At 71.7% G+C, this 22,398-nt stretch carries 23 protein-coding genes; 7 read left to right on the plus strand and 16 right to left on the minus strand.

The features are described from left to right. Positions 1–66 precede the first annotated feature (66 nt). Genes ABAZ39_RS14840 through ABAZ39_RS14860 form a run of 5 tightly spaced genes read left to right on the plus strand, consistent with a single transcriptional unit; the run spans position 67 to position 5,369 of the window. Positions 67–1,995 carry a TonB-dependent receptor plug domain-containing protein gene (locus ABAZ39_RS14840; RefSeq protein WP_040133827.1) on the plus strand — a complete coding sequence of 643 codons (1,929 nt, stop codon included), beginning with the start codon at positions 67–69 and terminating at the stop codon, positions 1,993–1,995. Further along, entirely contained in the window at positions 1,992–2,852 is an 861-nt protein-coding gene (locus ABAZ39_RS14845) for an ABC transporter substrate-binding protein (protein ID WP_040133828.1), read from the plus strand. The genes ABAZ39_RS14840 and ABAZ39_RS14845 overlap by 4 nt, the downstream gene beginning before the upstream one ends. Next, positions 2,849–3,856: a FecCD family ABC transporter permease gene (locus ABAZ39_RS14850; protein WP_040133829.1), complete on the plus strand. Its 1,008-nt coding sequence runs from the start codon at positions 2,849–2,851 to the stop codon at positions 3,854–3,856. Before ABAZ39_RS14845 ends, ABAZ39_RS14850 begins: the two co-directional genes overlap by 4 nt. After that, positions 3,856–4,656 carry an ABC transporter ATP-binding protein gene (locus tag ABAZ39_RS14855; protein ID WP_040133830.1) on the plus strand — a complete coding sequence of 267 codons (801 nt, stop codon included), beginning with the start codon at positions 3,856–3,858 and terminating at the stop codon, positions 4,654–4,656. Before ABAZ39_RS14850 ends, ABAZ39_RS14855 begins: the two co-directional genes overlap by 1 nt. Continuing rightward, positions 4,656–5,369, plus strand: coding sequence for a DUF6925 family protein (locus ABAZ39_RS14860; protein ID WP_051658129.1), 714 nt, complete (start codon positions 4,656–4,658; stop codon positions 5,367–5,369). The genes ABAZ39_RS14855 and ABAZ39_RS14860 overlap by 1 nt, the downstream gene beginning before the upstream one ends. A 61-nt stretch (positions 5,370–5,430) precedes the next feature. On the opposite strand, the gene ABAZ39_RS14865 is transcribed toward ABAZ39_RS14860, so the two are convergent. The 9 genes from ABAZ39_RS14865 to ABAZ39_RS14905 form a co-directional block, all read right to left on the minus strand. After that, on the minus strand, positions 5,431–7,569 hold the full coding sequence (locus ABAZ39_RS14865) for a heavy metal translocating P-type ATPase (RefSeq protein ID WP_051658130.1): 2,139 nt from the start codon (positions 7,567–7,569) through the stop codon (positions 5,431–5,433). Then, positions 7,566–7,916 (minus strand): YtxH domain-containing protein, encoded by a 351-nt coding sequence (locus tag ABAZ39_RS14870; RefSeq protein WP_040133831.1) that lies wholly within the window; start codon positions 7,914–7,916, stop codon positions 7,566–7,568. Before ABAZ39_RS14870 ends, ABAZ39_RS14865 begins: the two co-directional genes overlap by 4 nt. Continuing rightward, entirely contained in the window at positions 7,909–8,265 is a 357-nt protein-coding gene (locus ABAZ39_RS14875) for a hypothetical protein (protein WP_081863064.1), read from the minus strand. The genes ABAZ39_RS14870 and ABAZ39_RS14875 overlap by 8 nt, the downstream gene beginning before the upstream one ends. Further along, the gene (locus ABAZ39_RS14880; protein WP_051658131.1) at positions 8,262–8,636 is read right to left on the minus strand and encodes a hypothetical protein; all 375 of its coding nucleotides are present in this window, start codon (positions 8,634–8,636) and stop codon (positions 8,262–8,264) included. The genes ABAZ39_RS14875 and ABAZ39_RS14880 overlap by 4 nt, the downstream gene beginning before the upstream one ends. Further along, on the minus strand, positions 8,633–8,974 hold the full coding sequence (locus ABAZ39_RS14885; RefSeq protein ID WP_063922687.1) for a hypothetical protein: 342 nt from the start codon (positions 8,972–8,974) through the stop codon (positions 8,633–8,635). The genes ABAZ39_RS14880 and ABAZ39_RS14885 overlap by 4 nt, the downstream gene beginning before the upstream one ends. A gap of 17 nt (positions 8,975–8,991) precedes the next feature. Then, positions 8,992–9,471: an HMA2 domain-containing protein gene (locus ABAZ39_RS14890; protein WP_051658133.1), complete on the minus strand. Its 480-nt coding sequence runs from the start codon at positions 9,469–9,471 to the stop codon at positions 8,992–8,994. Positions 9,472–9,627: 156 nt separating this feature from the next. Next, a complete protein-coding gene (locus tag ABAZ39_RS14895; protein WP_040133832.1) occupies positions 9,628–9,954 on the minus strand; it encodes a DUF3325 domain-containing protein in 327 nt (108 codons plus the stop codon). After that, positions 9,951–11,570 (minus strand): PepSY-associated TM helix domain-containing protein, encoded by a 1,620-nt coding sequence (locus ABAZ39_RS14900; protein ID WP_051658134.1) that lies wholly within the window; start codon positions 11,568–11,570, stop codon positions 9,951–9,953. Before ABAZ39_RS14900 ends, ABAZ39_RS14895 begins: the two co-directional genes overlap by 4 nt. Next, positions 11,567–11,890: a DUF3649 domain-containing protein gene (locus ABAZ39_RS14905; RefSeq protein WP_051658135.1), complete on the minus strand. Its 324-nt coding sequence runs from the start codon at positions 11,888–11,890 to the stop codon at positions 11,567–11,569. Before ABAZ39_RS14905 ends, ABAZ39_RS14900 begins: the two co-directional genes overlap by 4 nt. 283 nt (positions 11,891–12,173) lie before the next feature. Between ABAZ39_RS14905 and ABAZ39_RS14910 the strand changes: the two genes are divergently transcribed. Further along, the gene (locus tag ABAZ39_RS14910) at positions 12,174–12,533 is read left to right on the plus strand and encodes a hypothetical protein (protein ID WP_040133833.1); all 360 of its coding nucleotides are present in this window, start codon (positions 12,174–12,176) and stop codon (positions 12,531–12,533) included. 286 nt (positions 12,534–12,819) lie between these two features. Here the strand turns inward: ABAZ39_RS14910 and ABAZ39_RS14915 are convergent, their stop codons facing one another. Genes ABAZ39_RS14915 through ABAZ39_RS14925 form a run of 3 tightly spaced genes read right to left on the minus strand, consistent with a single transcriptional unit; the run spans position 12,820 to position 15,639 of the window. Next, entirely contained in the window at positions 12,820–13,602 is a 783-nt protein-coding gene (locus ABAZ39_RS14915; protein ID WP_040133834.1) for an ABC transporter ATP-binding protein, read from the minus strand. Continuing rightward, complete coding sequence (locus tag ABAZ39_RS14920) at positions 13,596–14,600, minus strand: ABC transporter permease (RefSeq protein ID WP_040133835.1); 1,005 nt, start codon at positions 14,598–14,600, stop codon at positions 13,596–13,598. The genes ABAZ39_RS14915 and ABAZ39_RS14920 overlap by 7 nt, the downstream gene beginning before the upstream one ends. A 1-nt stretch (position 14,601) precedes the next feature. Further along, positions 14,602–15,639, minus strand: a complete 1,038-nt coding sequence (locus ABAZ39_RS14925; RefSeq protein WP_040133836.1) for an ABC transporter substrate-binding protein — start codon at positions 15,637–15,639, stop codon at positions 14,602–14,604. 135 nt (positions 15,640–15,774) lie between these two features. Between ABAZ39_RS14925 and ABAZ39_RS14930 the strand changes: the two genes are divergently transcribed. Then, positions 15,775–16,086, plus strand: coding sequence for a hypothetical protein (locus tag ABAZ39_RS14930; RefSeq protein ID WP_040133837.1), 312 nt, complete (start codon positions 15,775–15,777; stop codon positions 16,084–16,086). 74 nt (positions 16,087–16,160) lie between these two features. Here the strand turns inward: ABAZ39_RS14930 and ABAZ39_RS14935 are convergent, their stop codons facing one another. The 4 genes from ABAZ39_RS14935 to ABAZ39_RS14950 form a co-directional block, all read right to left on the minus strand. Continuing rightward, positions 16,161–17,360: a sensor histidine kinase gene (locus ABAZ39_RS14935; RefSeq protein WP_160174831.1), complete on the minus strand. Its 1,200-nt coding sequence runs from the start codon at positions 17,358–17,360 to the stop codon at positions 16,161–16,163. After that, on the minus strand, positions 17,357–20,395 hold the full coding sequence (locus ABAZ39_RS33060; RefSeq protein ID WP_051658136.1) for a hybrid sensor histidine kinase/response regulator: 3,039 nt from the start codon (positions 20,393–20,395) through the stop codon (positions 17,357–17,359). Before ABAZ39_RS33060 ends, ABAZ39_RS14935 begins: the two co-directional genes overlap by 4 nt. Beyond that, positions 20,395–21,906, minus strand: a complete 1,512-nt coding sequence (locus ABAZ39_RS14945; RefSeq protein ID WP_051658137.1) for a bifunctional metallophosphatase/5'-nucleotidase — start codon at positions 21,904–21,906, stop codon at positions 20,395–20,397. Before ABAZ39_RS14945 ends, ABAZ39_RS33060 begins: the two co-directional genes overlap by 1 nt. Positions 21,907–22,051: 145 nt before the next feature. Continuing rightward, positions 22,052–22,378 (minus strand): DUF2218 domain-containing protein, encoded by a 327-nt coding sequence (locus ABAZ39_RS14950; RefSeq protein WP_040133839.1) that lies wholly within the window; start codon positions 22,376–22,378, stop codon positions 22,052–22,054. Positions 22,379–22,398 lie beyond the last annotated feature (20 nt).

Here is a 22,398-nt window from a genome sequence, read left to right on the forward strand (position 1 = left end):
TTCGCGGAGCGTCCGGTGGGACTTCGTTCGCGGTGACGTGCCACCGGCGTCCCGCCCGAGGTCTCAATGAGTGTCCGCGTTCCCCGCCTTCACCGGACGGCGTCCTTCGCCGCCCTTCTGGGAAGCCTTGCCCTTCCCGTGTCGGCCCTCCCCACGTCGGCCTTCGCCGATTCCACCACCATCACGACGCTTCCGCCGGTCTCGGTGACCGCCAACCGCGTCCCCACCGCCGCCGAGGAAACCGGCAGCGCCCTGACCGTCATCACCCGCGAGGAACTGGAGCAGCGCCAGACCCAGGTGCTGTCCGACGCGCTGCGCGCGGTGCCCGGCGTCGCCGTCAACCGCACCGGCCCTATGGGCACCCTGACCCAGCTCCGCATCCGCGGGTCGGAGGGCAACCAGACGCTCGTCCTGATCGACGGGATCGAGGTGAACGATCCCGCCGCCGGTTCCGAATACGACTTCGCCAACCTGCTGGCCGGCGACGTGGAACGCGTCGAGGTGCTGCGCGGCCCACAGAGCGCGCTTTACGGCTCCGACGCGGTCGGCGGCGTCGTCAACATCGTGACCCGCCGCGGCGCCGGCGCCCCCCGGTTCGGCGCCGCCGTCGAGGGCGGGTCCTTCGGCACCGCCGCCGGGCGGGCCTCCTTCGGCACCGGGACCGACCGTTACGACCTGTTCCTCAGCGGCCAGGGCGTCACCAGCGACGGTGTGTCGGTCGCCGACAAGCGGCTCGGCAACCCGGAGAAGGACGGCTACCGCAACGGCACGCTGACCGGAAACGCCGCCGTCCGCCCGACCGAGCGCAGCGAGATCGCGGTGACCGGCCGCTACACCCGCTTCCGCACCGACACCGACGGCTTCGTCGGCGGGCGCGGCGCCGTCGACGACGGGACCAGCACCGCCGGGGAGCAGTATTTCGGGCGCCTCCAAGGCAAGATCGCCCTTCTCGACGGAAAGTGGGAGCACATCGTCGGCCTGACCCATGGCCGCCAGCAGCGCGACTACCGCGACGACGCCAAGACGGTCACCAGCCGCTACGACGGGCGCAAGACCAAGACCGACTACCAGACCAACCTGACTCTGAACAGCGGCCCCGCCGACCATGTGCTGACCGCCGCCGTGGAGCATGAGGAGGACAAGGCGATCAGCCGCAGCAGCTTCTCCAGCTTCGACCGCTCCATCGGCTCCACCGGGCTGGTGGGCCAGTACAAGCTGGGGCTGTTCGACCGGCTGACCCTGACCGGCAGCGTCCGCCACGACGCGAACGACCTGTTCCGCGACGCCACCACATGGCGCACCACGGCGGCCTATCTGATCGAAGAGAGCGGGACGAAGCTGCGCGCCTCCTACGGCACCGGCGTCAAGAATCCGACCCTGTTCGAGCTGTACGGCTACACCGCCACCTACGCCGGCAACCCGAACCTGAAGCCGGAACGGGCGCGCGGCTGGGACGCCGGCTTCGACCAGGCGCTGTGGGGCACGCGGGCCTCCGTGGACGGCACGTGGTTCGACCAGCGCATCCGCGACCTCATCACCGGCACCGGGCGGACCTCCGTCAACATGCCGGGCGAGTCCCACATCCGCGGCTTCGAGCTTGGCCTGTCGGTGGAGCCAATCGACCGGCTGACCGTCCGCGGCTCCTACACCTGGACCGACGGCGAGGATTCCACGGGGGCGGAGCTGGTGCGCCGGCCCAAGCAGCTCGCCAGCCTGAACGTCAATTACCGCTTCCTGGAGGACCGGGCGAACGCCAACCTCGGCGTCGTCTACAACGGGCGGTCCAGCGACTGGGCCTACGACCCCTTCTACAACCGGCAGGTCGTGAATCTCGCCCCCTACACGCTGGTCAACATGGCCGGGTCCTACGCGCTGTCCGAGGGGGTCGAAGTCTTCGGGCGCGTGGAGAACCTGTTCGACCGCCGGTACCAGGAAGTCTGGACCTACGGCGCGCCGGGACGGGCCGGGTATCTCGGGCTGCGGCTGTCGCTGTGAGGCCCACCTTTCTCGGGCTGGCCACCGCCCTCCTGCTGACCGCGGGAGGGCCGGCGGCGGCGTGGGAGGCGCCGCCGGCAAAACCGCCCAGCAAACCACAGCGCATCGTCTCCCTGAATCTCTGCGCCGACGAGCTGCTGCTGCGGCTCGTCGGGCCGGAGCGCCTCGCCGCTGTGACGTGGCTGGCGCGCGATCCCCGCACCTCCACCGTCGCGGCGCTGGCGTCGCGGGTGCCGGTCAATCACGGGACGGCGGAGGAGATCCTGCCGCTCAACCCCGACCTGATCGTCGCCGGGCGCTACACCACGCGGGTCGCGGTCGGGCTGCTGACGCGGCTGGACGCGCCGCTGCTGGAACTGGACGTCCCGCAGAGCGTGGCGGGGGTGGCGGAGCAGATCCGCGGCCTCGCCCGCGCCGTCGGCGAGCCGGACCGGGGGGAGGCGCTGGTCGCCGGCCTGCTCTCCCGCCTCGACTCCCTGCCCCCCGCGGCGCCGGGACCGCGCCCGACCGCAGTGGTGCTGCGCCCCAACGGTTTCGTCGCCGGGTCCGGGTCGCTGATCGACGAACTCCTGACCCGCGCCGGGCTGGAGAACATGGCCGACCGCCTGCCGCTGGGCAGCCAGGGCGCCCTGCCGCTGGAAGCCATCATTCTGGGCGGCGCGGACGTGCTGATCGTCGACGCCGCGCCCGACGCGCCGCCGTCGCTGGCCGGCGCCCTGCTGCACCACCCGGCCCTGAAGGCGTTGAAACGTCAGGTCCGCACCGTGTCGCTGCCCTCCCGCCTATGGACCTGCCCCGGCCCGCAGATCGCCGAGGCCGCCGAACGGCTGGCCGCCGCGCGGGAAGCCGTGCCATGAGCCGGGACTCGCGCATCCCCTACCCCGCGCTGGTCGCCGGGCTGACCCTTCTGGCGCTGGCGCTCTGCGCGGTGTCGGCGGCGGTCGGCTATGTGCCGTTCGACCTGGGCGCCGCCCTGTCCGACTGGCTCGCCGGGCGCCCCACCCTGGGCGCGCTGGTGCTGGCCGAGTTGCGCCTGCCGCGCGCCCTGCTCGGCCTGCTGGTCGGCTTCAGCCTGGGGCTGACCGGGGCGGCGATGCAGGGCTGGCTGCGCAACCCACTGGCCGAGCCGGGGCTGGTCGGCGTATCGAGCGCGGCGGCGCTGGGCGCGGTGATCGTCTTCTACAGCGGCCTGTCAGCCGCGCTGTCGCTGGCCCTGCCACTCGGTGGCATGGCCGGGGCGGCCACAGCCGCGGTGCTGCTGAACCTGATGGCGGCGCGGGGGGCCGGAACGACGGCGCTGGTCATCGGCGGCATCGCCATCAACAGCCTCGCCGGGTCGCTGACCGCGCTGGCCCTCAACCTCGCCCCCAACCCTTACGCGGCGCTGGAGATCGTGTTCTGGCTGATGGGGTCGCTGGCCGACCGCGGCACCGACCAGCTCTGGCTCGTCCTGCCGCCGATGTTGGCGGGCTGGGCGCTCTGCCTGTCCGGCGCCCGCGCGCTCGACGCGCTGACCCTGGGGGAGGACGCGGCGCGCAGCCTGGGCTTCGACCTCACCGGGCTGCGCGTCCGGCTGATCGCCGGGGCGGCGCTGGCGGTGGGCAGCGCGGTGTCGGTCACCGGCGCCGTGGGCTTCGTCGGGCTGGTCGCCCCGCACCTGATGCGCCCGCTGGCCGGGGCGCGGCCCGGACGGCTGCTGCTGCTGGCCGGTCTGGCCGGAGCGTGCCTGATGCTGGCCGCGGACATCGCCGTCCGGCTGCTGCCGACGCGGCCCGAACTGAAGCTGGGCGTGGTCACCGCTCTGATCGGGGCGCCCTTCCTGATCGTCCTGATCGCCCGGCTGCGGCGGGAGGAGGCGTAATGCGCATCGAAACCCACGCCCTGTCCGCCACCGCTGGCGGGCGCGCCATCCTGGCGGGAGTCAATCTCACCATCGAGCCCGGCTCCTTCACCGGTCTGATCGGCCCGAACGGCGCCGGCAAGACCACCCTGCTGCGCCTCCTCGCCGGTCTCGCCGAGCCGGCGGCGGGCCGCGTCACCTTCGACGGACAAACCGCCGCGAAGGCCGGGCGCCGGGCGCTCGCCCGCGGCATCGCCTATCTGCCGCAGAGCGGCCCGGTGCATTGGCCGCTGCGCGCCGAGGCGCTGGTCCTGCTGGGCCGGCTGCCCCACCGCGGCGCGCTGGGCGGCATCACCGCGGCGGACCGCGCGGCGGTGGAGCGGGCGCTCGCCACCGCCGACGCCGCCCACCTGCGCGGGCGGATCGTCGGCACCCTGTCGGGGGGCGAGCGGATGCGCGTCCTGCTCGCCCGCGCCCTGGCGACCGAGGCGCCCGTCCTGTTGGCCGACGAGCCGGTCGCCGCGCTCGATCCCGGCCACCAGCTCGCCTGCATGGCGCTGCTGCGCGACACCGCCCGCCGGGGGAGCGGCGTGGTGGCGGTGCTGCACGACCTGACCCTGGCCGCCCGCTTCTGCGACCGGCTGATCCTGCTGTCGGGCGGCGGCGTGCGGGCCGACGGGCCGCCCGAGCGGGTGCTGACCGACGCCCACCTGCGCGCCGCCTACGGCATCGCCGTCCACCGCGGCGAGGCCGGCGGCGAGCCCTTCCTGCTTCCCTGGCACGCCCTGCCATCCCCGACTTGCCAACCGGAGACGCCTTGATGAGCGATCTGACTTCCCTGCTGCGCGACGCGCTGAACGACCCGGCCACCGGCTGGAGCCTCGGCGCGTTCGGCGCCATCGCGGAGTTCATCCGCGACCCGGACGAACCCGTCGCCCTGCGCGACGCCGGCCCGGACCTGGAGGCACGGACCGCCCGCGGCGGGCTGCGCCTGCGCCCCGGTCCGGCGATCCGCGCGGTGCCCTACCGGACACGCAACGGCAGCCTCGCCGTGGCCCTCTGCCTGCCCCGTCACGTCGGTGCGATGAACCGGCGCGGCGTGGTGACCGAGCTGGGTCCCGACCGCGAGGCCATCGCCGAGACGGACCGCGACGCCCAGCTGTTCGACCTTGGGCTGGGCGTCTTCCAGACCGACGTCTGCGTCCGCAGTTCCGATCCCGCCACCATCGCCCGCCTGCGCGCGGTCGTCGGGACGGAGCTGCTGGCGCCGGGCAACCCCTTGCCGCCCGACCTGCCGGCGCTCAGCCCCGACCGCGTCTTCATCGGCCCCTTCGGCCGGATCGAGGTCAGCCAGCCGATCCCGCCGCCCGACGGCCGCAGCCCGGAGGGTCCGCACACCCATGTCCTGCCGAAGCTGTTGGCCCACAACCGGACCCACGCGGCGACCGTCCCGATCCCGGACGGCTGGGTGCCCAGCCTGTACCTGTCGCCACCCGCGGAGTCCTTCGCCGCGTGGGAGGGGTTGGGGCGCTGAGGTCCTGCCCCCTCCCTAACCCTCCCCCTCTACGAGGTGGAGGGGACTGCCGCCGCTTCGCTCAAGCCTCCCTCTCCCGCAAAGCGGGGGAGGGTTGGGGAGGGGGCACTGCCACCGCCGGCGCGCGGCGCAGTGCGTTGAGCAGAATCCCGATCGTGGTTCCGTTGTGCAGCACGGCGGTGCCCACCGGGGACAACAGCCCCAGCGCGGCGGCGCCGAGGATCGCGCTGTTCAGCCCGACGGTCAGGCGGTAGTTGCGGGCAATCAGCGCCATGGCGGCGTTCGCCGTCTCCTTGGCGTCGGCCACCCGCTCGATCCGGTCCTCCAGAAGCGCCACATCGGCGGTCAGCCGGGCGATGTCCGCCCCTTTCTGCATGGCGATGCCGACATGGGCGCCGGCCAGTGCCGGGGCGTCGTTGATGCCGTCGCCGACGAAGGCGATGCGCGCGCCCTCGCGGCTGAGGTTCTCGATGATGCGGGCCTTGTCGGTGGGCAGCAGATCGGCGTGGAAGCCGTCGAGGTGCAGTTCCGCGGCCAGCTCGGCGGCGCGGTCGCGGTGGTCGCCGGTCAGCATCAGCACCCGCCTCACCCCGGCCCGCCGCAGCCGCGCGATGGTCGCCGCGCTGGTCGCGCGCACGCTGTCTTTCAGCGCCAGAACGCCGGCCAGCACCCCGCCGAGGCCGATGAACAGCAGCGTCTTGCCGTCGCGGTGCAGCGCGTCGATGGCCTCGCGGTGGGCCGTGGTGTCGATGCCCTCGTCATCCTCGATGAAGTGGCGGGAGCCGACGACGATGCGCTTGCCGTCGATGACGCTGGCCACCCCGTGGGCGACGATGAACTTGACCTCCTGGTGGTCGAAGTGGCGGTTGTGCGTCTCCTTGGCGGCGTTGACCACCGCCATCGCCAGCGGGTGGAAGTAATGTTCCTCCACCGAGGCGGCGAGGCAGATCAGGTCGTCGGGGCTGAAGGTCGGGTCGAAGGCGATGGAATCGGTCACCTGCAGATCGCCGGTGGTCAGCGTGCCGGTCTTGTCGAAGATGACCGTGTCGGCCTGGGCCAGCCGTTCCAGCGCGTTGGCGCCCTTGATCAGGATGCCCGCCTGCCCCGCCCCGTACATGGCCGACTTGAAGGCCACCGGGGTCGCCAGCTTCAGCGCGCAGGAATAGTCGGCCTGGAGCACCGACGCCGCGCTGCGCCAGTCACCGGTCATCAGGAAGGAGCCGCCGGCCAGCTTCAGCACCGTGGGAACCAGCCGGTCGGCCAAACGCGCCGCGTCGAGCTGCGCCTCGCTCTTGGCGGTCAGCGACTGTTCGACGTAATCGGCGATGCGGGCGGCGGCGGTGTGGCTGCCGACATGCTCGGCGTAGACGACCAGCCGCCCCTCCTCCATCAGCGTGCCGGACAGGACGGCGGAACCGCGCTGCTTGACCACCGGGGCGCTCTCGCCGGTCATGGCGGCCTCGTTGACGGTCGCCTCCCCACTCAGCACCGTGCCGTCCACCGGGATCACCGTCCCGGCGCCGATGACCACGCTGTCGCCGACCATGACGGTGTCGGCGGGCACCTGGATCTCCACGCCGTCGCGCAGCAGCCACACCTGATCGCTCGACGGCCGCAGCAGCCGCTTCAGCAGCGCGTCCGACCGGCGGGCGATGGAGTCCTCCATATACTCGCCGAGCGCCAGCATGAAGACGGTGGTGTTGGCCGCGGTGAAATCCCGCCGCGCCAGGGAGATCGCCACCGCCGCCGCCTCCAGGACGTGGGAGTTGACCCCCTCCCGCCCATAGATGGCCATGCCCTCGCGCAGCATCGGCATGGCGACGGCCAGCGACAGCGGCAGGCGCAGCGGCATGGGCAGCAGGAAGCCGCCGGCCAGCGTGGCGAGGCTGCGGACCAGCGTCGCGCCGTGATTTTCCCCGCCCTCCGCCGCCGGGGCGGGCGGCGCCGGTTCGGGAATCGGCAGGGCGGCCAGCGCAAGACACAGCGCCGTGGCGTCCGTCACCGCCGGATCGTAGCGGACGGCCAGCGACCGCGCGGCGCGGCTCGCCCGAACCGACGTCACCCCGGCGACCGCCTCCACCACCCGGTGCAGGGTCGCCGTGTCGTCGGGGGTGCCGGGACGGCAGGCGTAGCGCAGCCGGATGCGCCCCGGAACCCGATGGACCGGCTCCAGCCGCAGGAACCAGGGCAGGCCGCTCATAACGCTCCGGCCTGTTCCGCCTCCAGCTCGGCCTGGAGGTCGGCCATCTGCTCCTTCATCTCGGCGAGGCCACCGGCGAGGTTGCCGTACAGCTTCAGGCCGGACTTCACGATCTTGCCGCGCAGTTCCTCGTCGGACAGCACATAGGCCGCCGCTGCCCCGACCAGCAGCCCGATCAGGAACTGCTCGGACCGGCGCGACGGAAGAAGACCGCTCAGCCCGCCGAGAAGCCCCTGCCCCCGCGCCGCATCGGCGCCCATCGGCGTACCGCCGGCGGCCATGGCGGCTTCGTACTGGCGCTGCTGCTTCTTCAGCTTCTTCAACGCCTTCTTGGTCTTCTTAGCCATGGGGGTCCTCGTGTTTCGGCCGTTCTTGCGGCGGCTCTTCCGCTGGATTCAGCAGATGTTCGATCATGACCACGCCCGCCGCCCCGGCGGTGACCGCCAAGGCGAGGCGCGCGTAGTCGCGGTTGCGCAGGGCGTCGGCGGCGACGCTGGCGGCGGCCAGCGCCGCACCGCCCTGCAGGCCGTGGCGCAGGATGGTGCGCGGCGCGGGGGCCTCGGCGCCCGTCACCCAGCGGTCCTGGACGGCGGTCAGCAGGCCGGTCGCCACCATGCCGCGCGTGAAGTCGCGCGTGATGTCGGCGGCGAGCGTGCCGGAGCCCCGCGCCTTGCCGCGCCGCTTCCCGCGTTTCACGCGGCCCCCGACGGGCTGGCGGGCGGCGTCGGCTCGGTCTTCACCGGCTCCGCCGCATCGTCCTTTGCCGGCTCCGCCTCGGCGGTCGCCGCCGCGACGGGGGCTTCCTCCACCGGCGTGGCGAGGCGGGAGCGCAGACCGGCGGAGGTCCGCTCGATGGCCAGCAGGCCGCTGACCGCAGCCTCGCGCACCGCGGTCTGGGCCTTGCCGGCGCCCTCGCGGGCGGCGGCCTTCACATCGGCAGCCTTGAGGTTGGTGGCCCGGAGGTCGGCGATCTTGGGATCGGCCTTGGCCTTGGCGTTCTTCACCATCCGGACGCCGATGGCCCCGGCGATCACGCCGGACGCGAATGTCAGAAGCGGCAGCATCATGGTCTCCTTTCCGGCGCACCACCCGCAAAGCCGGCGGTGGCGATGCGCAGCAGCGTCCCGGCCGCCGCGCTGGCTTCCCCGCGCAGCAGATCCGGCCACGCCGAGGGCGGGATCACCGTGGGGTCGTATTCGATGGTGCAGGAGCGGGCGAGCGGGTTCAGCGCGACGGAGCGGATGCCCTCCGCCCCGGTCAGCGCCCGGTGCAGTGCCCTGGCGTCGTCGGCCAGCGCCGCCAGACTGCGCTCCGCGGCGCCGTCGAGCTTCAGCCGCACCCGGCCCGGAATGTGGTGCGCGATGGTCAGGGCGGCGGCCAGCCGGCTCAGGAATTCGTCGGGCATGCTCGGTTTGCGGTCGGTCATTGGAAGAGGCGTTTGCGCTGCACGGTCATGTGGACGAGCATGAAGGCGACGAACAGCGTGCCGAAGCCGGCATGGACGCGCTTGCCCATCCCCAGCGCCGCCAGGGTTGCCGCCATGCTGCCCATCATCCCGATCTTGGCCGCACGGTTGATCCGCCATTTCAGCTCCGGAGCGGCCGGTTTGCTGTCCGCGACGGGGGCGGGGTCGTCCGGCACCGGAGGAGCCTCAGCGGGGTGCAGAACCGCCGACAGCAGCGCCTCCACCTGGGACCGGGCGTTATCCGGCGTCACCACGGCGGGGTCGTAGCTCAGCAGAACGCTGCCCACCGCCGGATTGCTTTCGGTCACCCGGATGGCATCCAGGGACTCCAGGCAGCCCAGCGCCTCCTGGAAGCGGTCGGTTCGGCGCAGCAGCGGGTGGCGCACGCGGATGCGTCCGGGCACCGCCGATGCGATGGGAGAGGTCCGTCCGGTCATTGCCCGTTGTTCTCCTGCGTCAGCCGCGGTCCGCCCACACGGCCAGGGGCATTCCGTGGTTGTGCAGAATATCCATAATTTCACAATGGTGAAACATTTCCTCGGCTTCGCGCACAGGCGCCGGACGCAAGGCGGCGTTGCGGAAAAACCGCGTCCTCACCCAAGAAGTGCAGGGAATGGGGCGCAGAGCAACGCCGCGGGGCCGAGCCGCAACGCCGCCCGCGGCGCGTGGGGGAGCAGCAGGACCAGCGCCGCGGCGGCCACCGTCAGCAACCCCAGCCAAGCCGGAATCCCGATCCCCCACCCCCACGCCATCACCGCGGGCGGCAGCGACAGCGCGAGCCCCAGCCACCCCGCCCACACCAGCAGGCGGCTGGTCCGCGCGGAAGGGCGGCGGGCAAAGACCTGTTCGTGATGGCGGTCCAGGGCGAGCGCCAGGGCGAGCAAGCCCGCATAGGCGACGCACAGCGACGACAGAATCATGTCAGTTCCTCGACGACCGCCCCGGCGGGCAACACGGGGGCCGGCGCCGCCTTGCCGGCGAAGGCGTTCCGCACGACCTTGCGCGCGGCGAAGCCCAGCAGCAGCCCGACCGCCAGCGCCGTCAGGTCGAAGCCGGCCAGCAGCCAGTTTCCCGCCGGCAGGCTGTTGCCCAGATGGCCGGCGGCGGTGGCGAGGTTCAGCACGGGCAGCAGGGCGAACAGCGCCGCGCCGGCCCCCAGCTGCTCCGCCCAGCCGCGCCGCGACGGGCGCAGCGGGGCATGCAGCAAAGCGGCGGTCCAGGCCAGGAAGAACACCCCGATCTCCCAGCCCGCACGCTCCTCCAGCCCCGTCGGCAGCAGGCGGTTGGCCCAGAAATAGGCGGCGACGGCCAGCGGCAGCCCCGCCACCACGCCGATGTTCAGCCGGTCGGCCAACCGGTGCCCGAACGGCTCGGGACCGTTCCCCCAAGTGTCCGCCCGGCCGCGCTGCGACCGCCGCTTGACCACCCAGAGGATCAGTCCGCTGCCCACCATCACCGTTCCGGCGACGCCGGAGGCGAAGAACAGCCAGCGCATCCCCGGCCCGGCGAAGCGCGCCAGATGCAGCCCCATCAGATAGTTGCCGGTCGCCATGGCCGCCGGCTGCGGGTCCGCCGGCTGAAGCTCCAGCGCCCGCCCGGTCACCCCGTCGAACAGCAGCCGTTCCGTCGCGGCGCCGCGCCCGATGGCATCGGACTCCGCCGGCCGCAGCTCGATGGTGGCGTTGGCGCGGCCGGGGTTGGTGACGGTCAGGCTCCCCACCCCGCCGCGGTCGGCCCAGCGCCGGCCGGCCTCGGCGAGCAGCGGCGCCACCGGGGTCAGCGGCGCGGCCTGCGGCGCCGGACGCGGCGGGGGCGGCGCGCGGCGGAAGCCGCTTTCGGCGAAATAGGCCTGACGGTTGCCATCATAGGCGAGATCGACCGCCCAGGGCATCAGCATGGTCATGAACAGCAGCAGGCCGGAATAGGTGATCATCAGGTGGAAGGGCAGCGCCAGAACCGCTGCCGCCACATGCCCATCCATCCAGGAGCGCAGCGCCGATTTCTCCGGCCGGAAGGTGAAAAAGTCCTTGAAGATGCGGCGGTGGGTGATGATCCCGCTGACGATGGCGACCAGCATCGCCATGGTGGCGATGCCGACGATCCAACGGGCGATCTCGCGCGGCATCCCGTACAGCTCGAAATGGAAGCGGTAGAGGAAGTTGCCGCCCGCCGTCTCGCGTGGCTCCAGCACCGCGCCGGTCCCGGCGTCGAGCGCGGCGCGCTTCAGGGCGGCACGGTCGTTCGGCTTGGCGTCCACCGGGCGCCAGGAGACCGACACGGCGGGCGACCGCTCGCCGGGCAGCGTGATGGTCCACTGCGCCGCGTCGGGGGCGAGCTGGCCCATCCGCTCCACCGCCCGCTCGGCGGTCCCGGCGTCGGGAACGGAGCCGTGAAGCTCCGGCTGCATCCAGACCGTCACCTCCTGCCGGAAATAGGCGATGGTGCCGGTCAGGAAGACGGCGAACAGCAGCCAGCCGAGCAGAAGCCCCGACCACGTGTGCAGCCACGCCATGGACTGGCGGAACCCGTCCTTCATGACGGCGCCCCCGATTGCAGGCCATGCAGCAGCCAGGTTCCGCCGCCCAGCAGCAGCGTCGGCGCCAGCAGGCCGGGCCACACCCGCCGCGACCGTACGGAGAAGGCCCAGACGAAGGCCCCGGCGTGGATGGCGAAGGACAGCATGGTGGCGGTGTAGACCGCCTCCGCCCGCGGCATCGGAAGCGTCAGGGCCAGGAACATCGCCGCCACCGCCGCCAGCGCGTAGCCGCCGACGATCCCGGCGAGGCTGCGGGAGGCCACGTCCAGGCGGCGCAGCCCGTCCGGCCCGAACCTCAGCCGGGAAGGGAGAGTCGTCATCAAAGGAATCACCCAAGCGTTCAGGACGGTCCGCCGCGTGGCGCCGGGGTTGCCCCGGCGGCGAACGGGGCGTCCGATCCGGCCCCCGCGTCACGCTCGCTGGTCATCATCGTGGAATCACGCCGAGGCGTCCATTGAAATGCGAATAACTCGCATTCTCTTAAAAGAAAGCGCTGACGGCACGCCCGATCATCAAACATGTGGAATTCAGCAAAAAACAGTTTTGAGTCACATAGTCAAGCTGTAAACTATACTATACAAGTAGATTTTACATGAGCGACCCATGCGCGCCCCGATGTCCCGCATCGCCCCTGCCGTGAGCTTCGGCCTGACCACCCTGTCCATCGGCACGCTGTCCACGCTGCTGCTGTGGAGCGTCATGGCGCAATGGCCGCATTGGACCCGTCATGGCGAGCCGCTGGCCTGGTTCAACGTGAGTTACGGGCTGGAGCGGCTGGGCCTCGATCTGGCCTGGGTGGAAGCCTGCCGCGCCGACCCGTCCTGGCAGACGTTCCACCGCGCCGCCAGTTGGGTTCTCGGCAGCAACCTGACGGTCGGTCTGCTGGCCGCGGCGGCGGTGATGATCCCGCTGTCGGTCTGGGGGGCGAACGCCGTCGAGCGCACGCTCCTCCGCCGCTCCTGAGCGGCAAGTCATTTCAACGCGACCCCCACCCCGGCCCTCCCCCGCTCACGCGGGAGAGGGAGATTAGTCCCCTCCCCTGCGCAGCTCTCACGCAAACCAAAGGTTTGCGCTGACGCGGCAGGCGGACCTTCGGTCCGCCGAGAGCGGGGGAGGGTTAAAGCGGAATGCATTCCGCTCTGGATCGCGACGGCGGTCCCGGCCGCGCATGCGGCCGAAGCCCGGCCGGCGAATGAGGCCATATGAGTCTAAAGCGAATGAAAATTCGCTTTAGGGAGGGGGCAACACCCTACCAGCTCCCAGCAAGGCCCAGCAATTCCAGCGCCTTGTGGCGCAACTCCACCAGCACCGGGTCGTCACGGTGGCGGGGATAGGGACGGTCGACGACGATCTCCGCCTTGATGCGGGCCGGGCGCTCGCTGAACACGATGACGCGGGTGGCCATCAGCAGCGCCTCCTCCACGTCGTGGGTCACCAGCAGGGCGGTGAAGCCGGCGCGTCGCCACAGCGCGACGATCTCGCCCTGCATCTGGATGCGGGTCAGGCTGTCGAGCTTGCCCAGCGGCTCGTCCAGCACCAGCAGGCGCGGGTCGTTGACCAGCGCGCGGGCCAGCGCCGCGCGCTGCGCCATACCGCCGGAGAGCTGGTGCGGGTAGGCCTTGGCGAAGCCGTCCAGCCCGACCAGCCGCAGCGCCTCGTCCACGCGGTTGCGCCGCTGGCGCAGCACGCCCTGCGCCTCCAGCCCCAGCGCCACATTGTCCCAGACGGTGCGCCAGGGGTAGAGAGTCGGGTCCTGGAAGACCACCACCCGCGACGGATGCGGCCCGGTGATCGGCAGCCCGTCGGCCAGAATCCGGCCCGAGCGCGGCGGCTCCAGCCCGGCGACCAGCCGCAGCAGCGTGGACTTGCCGCAGCCCGACGGGCCGAGCAGCGCCACGAACTCGCCCGGCTTGGCGTGCAGGCCGACCGTGTCCAGCACGGGCAGCGGCGCGCCGTGCAGGTCGAAGGCGTGGCTGACCCCCTGGACCTCAAGCTCCAGACCGGCCGGCAACTCCTGTTCCAGCGCTACCATTTCAGCAATCCCTTCTGCCAGGCGAGCAGCCGGTCGCGCGCCTTGAACAGCAGCGTGACGAGGCTGGAGCACACCAGCGCCATCACCAGCAGCGCCGCGTACATGTTGGCGTAGGCCGCCCAGCCCTGCGCCCATTGCAGGTACCAGCCGAGCCCGGCCTTGACCCCCATCATCTCCGCCACCACCAGCACCGCGAAGGAGGCGCCGAGCCCCATGAACAGGCCGACGAAGACGTGCGGCATCGCCGCCGGCACCGCCACCTTCAGAACCAGGAAGCGCGAGGACGCGCCCAGCGTGCGGGCGATGTCGTAATAGGCCGGGTTGACGCCGGCCACGCCCGACCAGGTCAGGATGGTCACCGGCACGCCGGTCGCCAGCGCGATCAGGAAGACGCTGGCGCTCCAGCTCGACGGGAAGGCGAAGAAGGCGATGGGCAGCCACGCCGTGGCCGGCAGCGGCCCGATCAGCCGAAGCACCGGATGCACCCAATAGCCCACCGCCCGCGACCAGCCGATGGACACGCCGGTGACGAAGCCGACGAAGGCGCCGATCCCGTAGCCGAGCAGCAGCAGTTGCAGCGACGCCACGGTGCATTCCAGCAGCCGGGGCCACTCGTCCAGATAGACCTCCAGCAGCGCCTGCGGCGGCGCGAAGAAGGGGCGCGGCAACAGGTCGAGCTTGGCGGTGACCAGCTCCCAGCCAATCACGCCGAGCGCCAGCACGAACAGCCAGGGGGCGGCGGCGCGCAGCTGTTCCCCCGCCGCGCCGAACAGGCGCAGCAGCGGCACGGCGAAGGCCAGCGCACCGCCGACGACCGCCAGCAGGCTGGCGAACTCGCCGGTGCGCACCCATTCCTCGCCTTCCGGCCACAGGGCGGTCAGGGCGGCGGCGGCCAGCCAGGCGGCACTGGCCGCCAGCCCGCCCAGCCAGAGGCGCGGGGCCGTGGAGGAATGGTTGCGCTCCCCCTCCAGCACCGCTGCGTCATCCAGGCTGCTCATCTCAGCCCAGCACGTCGGCGTAGACGCGGTCGGCGAATTTCGCCGTGTCGGTGCCCGGCTTGAAGACCTGCACGCTCTTCAGCTCCTCCGCGTAGAGCGCGATCTCGCGCTTGATGTCGGCGCCCACCGGGTTGTGGTCGTGCGTCTGGCTGGAAAGCTGGGCGGCGAGGTCCTCGATGCTGCTCTTGGGCGAGTACTGTTGGTAGACCTTGGCGGCCTCCACCGGGTTGGCAGCGGCGTAGTGCTGCGCCTCGAACACGGCGCGGGTCACCGCGGCGGCGGCGGCCTTGTCCTCGCGCAGCAGGCTGCCGCGCGCGCCGAGGACGCAGCAGACGCGGTTGGCGAATTCGCCCGACAGGTTGGTGGAGATTTCCACCAGATTGCCGGACTTCAGAAAATTGTAGGTCACCGGGTCCCAGTGGGCGACGGCCTGCGCCTCGCCCTTGTCGACCGCGATGGCCAGCAGATCGCCGGGGAAGACGCGCCATTCCACGTCCTTGTTCGGGTCGATCCCCTGCTTGGCGAGCTGGATGGAAAACAGGTGCTTGGCCGGGCTGGACAGGTCGCTGATCGCCACCGTCTTGCCCTTCAGCCCGGCAAGGCTGGTGATGCCGCCGTTCTTGGCGGCCAGCAGGCGCATGCAGCCGCCGTGCACGCCCGCGATGATGCGCACGTCGAAGCCCTGCTCCAACGGCTTCAGCCAGCGCAGCGCCATGCCGTGGCCGATGTCCGCCTTGCCGGTGGCGAGCGCCTCCAGAAGCTGCTCCGTTGTGCCGGCGAAGTTGACGAACTCCACGTCCAGCCCGTGCTTCTCGAAGAAGCCGTTGTGCTTGGCGACCGCCACCGGAGCACCGCACACCGCGCCGGTGTTCCAGGCGAGCTTCAGCGGCTTCAGCGCGGCCGGCGTCGGGGCGGCGACCAGCCGGGACGCCACGCCCGCGAAGGGCAGCGCCACCGCGCTCGCCGCCGCCACCTTCAGCAGCCCGCGCCGCGAGGGCGCCAGCGTCGAAATTCCCGAACCGTTCCGATGCGTGCTCATGGTCGTCGTCGTCCTTCGATCGAGGCGTATTCACTTTTTATAAATGTGAATACATGATTTTCATGGACTATATTCAACGGCCTCGCTCTATAATGTCAACTCATGAAGTAGAGAAACAACGCACGGAAGGCCCCTATGATCACCGCCATTGTCCGCTACCGCCTGCCCGCCGCGATCGGACGGGAGGAGTGCCGGGCGCATTTCCTGTCGATCGCACCGGGTTTCGGCGATGTGCCCGGCCTGATCCGCAAGCAGTTCATCTGGAGCGAGACCGGCACCGCCGGGGGCGTCTACCAGTGGGAAAAGCGGGAAGACGCCCAGCACTTCTACCAGGGACCATGGCTGGACGGCATCCGGCGGCGCTACGGCACCGATCCGGAGATCGAGTATTTCGAGACCTTCGCGGTCACCGACAATCCGGGCGGGGTGGTGCTGGTGCCGGAGTGAGGGAGCCCCTCTCTCCCTCCCCTGCGAAGCGGGGGAGGGCCGGGGTGGGGGCAAAGTCCGCCTACAGGGTTCGCCTACAAATCCGGCGGGGTGCGGGCCGGCAGATGCAGCGTCGCCAGGGTGCCGCCCCCGGTGCGCGAGGCGATGGTGAAGGATCCACCCAGCCGGTCCGTCGCCAGATTGTCCACAATGTTCAGGCCGAGCCCGACCGAGCCGGTGCCGCGGCGGGTGGTGAAGAAGGGCTCCAGGATGCGCCCGGCGGTCCCCTCCGCGATGCCGGCGCCATCGTCGGCGACGGACAGCAGAACCGTCTCCGGTCCCGACGCCGCGGCCCCGACCGTCACCAGCCCATGCCGCCCCGCCGGAAAGGCGTGTTCCAGCGCGTTGCGGACAAGCTGCTCCAGAAGCGCGGACAGGATCGCCGGGTTGCTGACCATGCGCAGGTCGGCGGGGCAATCCACCGTCATGCGGTGCCCCAGCGGCTCCCACTGCGGGCGCAGGCTCTCCGTCACCTGCTCCAGGAAGGGGCGCAGCGCGATGGTCTGGCGCAGCCCGCCATGATCCGCCGCCACCCCCTTGAAGCAGCGCACGATCTCGCCGGCGCGGGCGATGGTGCTCGACAGCAGGGCGGCCAGCTCGCCTGCGCTCGCCAGGAAACGCTCCAGCTCGGCGCGGCGGAGCTGGTTGGCGGCCAGCCGCTCCGTCATCGCGGCGACCCGGTCGCCGAGGTGGGACGCGCTGCCCAGCGCCACGCCGATGGGCGTGTTGATCTCGTGGGCCACGCCGGCGACCATCTGGCGCAGCGCCGCCATCTTCTCGCGCTGGGCCTGGGCCAGCTTGCGCGTGCGCTCGCGGACCAGCGCCTCCAGATGCTCGTTCTCGTCCTTCAGGCTGCGGTTGGCCCGGCGCAGCGACAGGTGGGTGGCGACGCGGGCGCGCACGATGGCAGGGCTGAAGGGCTTCGTTACGTAATCGACGGCCCCGGTCTCCAGCCCGAAGGCCTCCTCCTCCGGGCTGGACAGCGAGGTGATGAAGATCACCGGGACGTCGGCGGTGGCCGGGTCGGTCTTCAGCAGCCGGCACACCGCGTAGCCGTCCAGCCCTGGCATCATCACGTCGAGCAGCACCAGCTCCGGCGGGTCGGCGGAGGCCAGCTCCAGCGCGCGGCGGCCGGAGGTCGCGAAGCGCACCTCGTGCCGGTCCTCCAGCACGCTGGCGAGCGCACGGATGTTGGCCGTGTCGTCATCGACGATCAGAATGTGACCACCGCTCACGGCGTCGTCTCCCGGTCCCGTTCCCTGGTCCATGCGGCGGTGAGCCGTTCCAGCGCCGCGCGGGCCACGGCGAAATCCAACTCCTCCACAGCCCGCCCCACCTTGTCCACCGCCTCGTCATGGCCGCGCCCGGCCAGCAGGCCGCGCACAGCGTCGAAGCGGGCCGCCGCCGACAGGCTGCCGCTGCGCAACGCCTCCTCCAGCGCGCTCAGCGCCTCGTCCAGCTTGTCCGGGTCGACGAGAGGAACCGCCGGGATTTCCGGCACGACCTCCACGGCGATCTCCGCGGCGCGCAGCGTTTCCGCCGAAGCCAGCGCGGGACCGAGGCCGGCGGACAGGTCGGCCACGAGCCCCGGTATTGCGTCCCACCGCTCCTCGCGCGCCGCCAGCTCCAGCGCGGCGGCGGCGGCACTGGCGGCCATCGCGCCGACCGTTCCGGCGCTGCCGCGCAGCCCGTGGGCGAAGCGTTCCAGCGCCGGCCCGTCTCCCGCCTTGCGCAGATGCTCCAGCCGAACCGGCGCGTCGCCGTAGCGGTCGAGAAAGTCGAGGATCGCCCTGCGCAGCGTGCGCGCCCGCCCGTTCATCCGCGCCAACGCCGGGGCGAGGTCGAACCCCTCCAAGCCGTCAGGAAGAACGGCATCCATCTCCGCGGCCTTGGCAACCGGCAAAGCCTCCCGCCGCCCGAAGGGCTTCAGCCAGCGGTTCAGCACGGCGACGAGGCGATGCGGCTCCACCGGCTTGGCGATGTGGTCGTCCATGCCCGCGTCCAGACAGCGCCGCCGCTCCTCCTCCAGGGCGTGGGCGGTCATGGCGATGATCGGCAGGCGGTCGGGGCCGCACTGGCGGCGGATCGCCCGCGCGACCGCGAAGCCGTCCATGTCCGGCATCTGGACGTCGGTGAGCAGCGCGGCGTAGCCCGCCCCCGGTTCCAGCGCCAGCCGCACCGCCTCCCCGCCGCTGCCGACCGCGGTGACGGCCAGCCCGGCGTCCTCCAGCAGTTCCCGCGCGACCAGCCGGTTCACGGCGTTGTCGTCGGCGACCAGCACGCGCAGGCCGCGCAGCGGCTCGTCCACCCGCAGGCCCGCAAGCCCCGGATCGGCCAAGGCGGCGGGCAGCGCCGTCACGGCGCCGTCCTGCACGCCGACCGTCACCGTGAAGCGGAAGGTGCTGCCCAGACCGGGGGCGCTGTCCACAACGATGCCGCCGCCCATCATGACGGCCAGCCGCCGGCTGATCGCCAACCCCAGCCCGGTCCCGCCGTAGCGGCGGGTGGTCGAACTGTCGGCCTGGGCGAAGGGCTGGAACAGGCGGGCCACCTGCTCCGCCGTCATGCCGATGCCGGTGTCGCGCACGGCGAAGCGCAGCTCGGTCTCCCCATCCTCCGCCCCTCGCGGCGCGGCGCTCACGCCGAGGACCACGCTGCCGCTCTCGGTGAACTTCACCGCGTTGTTGACGAGGTTGAGGAGCACCTGCCCCAGCCGCAGCGGGTCGCCCAGCAGGGCGGTGGGCACGTCCGGGGCGACCTCCAGCCGCAAGGCCAGCCCCTTCTCCTCGGCGGAGAGGGCGGCGGTGCCGGCCACCATGTCCAGCACGGCGGACAGGTCGAAGGGCACGCGCTCCAGCGTCAGCATCCCCGCCTCGATCTTCGAGACGTCGAGGATGTCGTTGATGATTCCCAGCAGCGCCGTGGCCGAGGCGCGGATGCGGGTCAGGTAGCCGCGCTGGCGCGGCGGCGGCCCGGCGCGCAGGGCGAGGTGGCTGAGGCCGAGGATGGCGTTCATCGGCGTGCGGATCTCGTGGCTCATGTTCGCCAGGAAATCGCCCTTGGCCCGCGACGCCTCCTCGGCGCGGCGGCGGGCCTCCTCCACCTGCTGCTGGCGGCGCGCGATCTCGTCGAGGAAGTGGCGGATCGAGCGGGAAATGGTGGCGATCTCGTCGGTGCCGCCGTCGGGCAGCGGCGTCTCCCGCCCCTCCACCCGGTCGAGCACCGCGTCGTTCAGCCGGACCAGACGCAGGGTCAGGAAGCGGCGCAGGTACAGATAGACGCCGAGCGCCACCAGGAAGCCCAGCGCCCCCAGCCCGATCAGGATGCGGTTCTGCGTCGCCGCCAGTTCGGACAGGCCGTCCGCCTCGTCCGCCGCCGCCGCGTTGATCCGCTCGAACAGCGCGTGTGCGATCTTCACGACCTCCTCGACCATGACCAGCACCTGATTGGTCAGCGCCTTGCTGCGGGCGATGGCCGCCTGCCGCTCCATCAGGCTGGGCAGCAGGCCGGAGGGTCCGAGCAGCGCCGTCTCCAGCCGCCGGTGCAGGGCGACGAAGCGCTCCGCCTGTTCCGGCGGCAGCCCGGCGTGGAGCGCCGGCAGGGCCGACAGCGCCGCCGCCGCGTCCCGCTGGGCGCGCGCGATCTCGCGCTGGAAGCGGCTGTTGCCGGCGTGGGTACTCTCGTTCAGCACGCGGTTGACGGTGTTGGTCCAGGCGGTCAGCGGCCCCAGCCGGTCCGGCGGCAGCGTCGGCAGCACGGCGGCGACCAGCGCGCCGGCCTCCGCCGACAGGCGGCGGGTCTCATCCAGCGCGTCGTCGCTGCGCGCCGCCGCGTCGATGCGCTCGGCGACCAGCCGGTCGAGGTCCGCCAGCGTCGGGACGAGGGTCCCCAGGACGCCGGCCAGCGTGGCGCCGCCCTCGATGTCGGACAGGGCCTGGGCCGACCGGGTGACCGCCGTCAGGTTGGCGGTCAGCTCGGCCAGGGTGACCCGCCGCTCGGGGTGGCTGGTCGCACCGCCCAGCCGGGTCGCCTGCGAGAGCACCTGCTGCAGTCCGCCGTTCAGCACCGCCCCGGTGGTGATGCGCGGCAGCGCTCCGTTGGACAGGTCCGACAGGGCGTGGCGGAACTGCGCGAGGTCGTAGAGCGCGGCACCCGACACGCCCAGCAGCACCCCCACCATCACCAGCAGGCCCAGCCCGACGCGTCGCCCGACGCCGCCCCGGAAGGGCGCGCGCGGGACCGGCGCGGTCGAGGCGGGCTCCGTCGTCATCAACGCTCGGTGATGCGGCCGTCGATGCGGGGCGACACCGTCCCGCGGTCGGTCAGATGCTGGGCCATGATCTCCCACAGCAGCTTGCCGCCGCTTCCGGGGGCGGCGCCGGGCGACTTGAGCATGCCGTAGCCGTCGCCGCCCTGGGCCAGATAGTTGGGCAGGGCCACCGAATAGCGGGCGTCCGGGTCGAGCGGCTTGCCGCCCACCGTGACGGAGACGACGCGGCTTCCCGCCGGCTGCTTCAGGTCGTAGACCACCGCCATGTTGGACGGGTGGAGGAAGCTGCCCTTCTGGTTGTCCACCCCGGCGGCGCTGACCTCCAGCGCCTCGCGCAGGGCCTTGCCGGGCAGGGTCACGGCGATGATGGTGTCGCGGAAGGGCAGTTCGCGTTGGATGTCGCGGCGGGTCAGCACGGTCCCCGCCTCGTACTGGCGGTTGCCGCGGATGTTGCCGCCGTTGATGAAGGCGACGTCGGTGTTGAAATGGCCGCGCATGGCGTCGGCGATCAGCGAGGCGAAGGCGTTCTCGCCGGTGCGCACCGCGGCGCGGCGGGTGTCGAGCGCGGTCGCCGTGGTCCCGATGTTGATGTCCAGCAGCTCCGACAGCCGGGCCAGATAGACGCCGACCCGCTTTTCCATCGCCGGGTCCGGCGGCAGCACGGCGAGCGGCACGATGTCGGCTCCGGCCAGCGCGGGCGGCGCCTTGCCGTCACCATCCAGCCGCAGGACGAAGGCCGATCCCTTCACATTGACATGGACGCCGAAGACTTTTCCCTTATCGGCCTCCAGCACGTCCTTGCCGGTGGCGGAGAGCTGGAGCAGCGCGTCGATGGCGGGTTCACCGCGCAACGCGTCCACGGCCTCCGGGGCGTTGTCCAGGATGGCGACCACATAGTTCGCTCCCTGGGCGCGCAGGGCGCGGGCCTCCGCCGCAATGGTGGCGGGCGGGCGGACCTCGATGTCCGGCACGATGTACTGCACCGTCAGTTCCGGCGAGATCGCCGAGACCACGCCAATCTTCCCCACCGGCGTGTCGAGCAGCGCCGACGGCTCCAGCCCCTCCATCACCTTGCCGGTGTTGCGGTCGATGGTGGTGGCGCTGACGAAGGGGAAGCGCGCCTCGTAACTGCGCAGGGTCAGCTCGTCCTTGCCGAAGCCAAGGTCGCGCTTGGTCACCGCCATCATGTCGGGCTGAAGCTCGTTCAGCAGGTCGATCATGTGGGCGCCGCGGTCGAAGGTGGACAGGACGCCCGCGGTCAGCGACGCGCCGCCGTGCAGGAACAGCGTGTTGCCCTCCGCCCGCTTGGTGCGCAACAGCGTGGCGAGGTTGGCGAGGCCGCCCTCGCCCTCCACCGGCTCGATGTCGGCCATCGTCGAGGTGAAGACGATCGACAGTTCCGCCGCCGACGCGGCCGGCGCGACGGCGCCGAGCGCCGCGACGGCGCAGGCGGCCAGGACGGCACGCCAGCCGGAAAAACGCCCCACCCCACCATTGCCGCGCTTCGGCATGGTTGCCCCCTCCTGCCATCCCTGTTCCTTCAGGATGGTTCTTCCCGTATTCGGGCAGGGGAGTTCAAGGCATATCCATGCACGCCGGGGAACATTCCGGTGACAAAATCCTCTGCCGCAACAAGGACAAAGGGGAATGGCCGGATCAGACCGGCTCGTCCTGCCAGGGGTAGGACAGCGGAACCTCGCGGAAGGCGAAGCGGTCGAGGTGGCGCTCCAGCGCGCCCTTCAGGGCGGCGAGATGTTCGGCGGAACTGGTGTCCAGCCGGCAGTCCAGTGCGTCCGGCCGGGCCTGGAGCGTCAGGGTGGCGTCGCCCGGCCAATCGGCGCCGCGGGCGTTGTGCGGGAAGACGACGCTCCCCGCCTCCGGCGTGTACTCCACCGTCAGATTGTGCGCCCAGTGCTTGCAGAGCTGCTGGAGGTAGCGGCTGCCGTTCGGGGTCGGGACGCGGACGCTGCTGGCGTGTCTCATGATGATCCTTCTGTGCGGTG

It is taken from the genome of Azospirillum argentinense (assembly GCF_000632475.1).
GTDB classification, from domain to species: domain Bacteria; phylum Pseudomonadota; class Alphaproteobacteria; order Azospirillales; family Azospirillaceae; genus Azospirillum; species Azospirillum baldaniorum.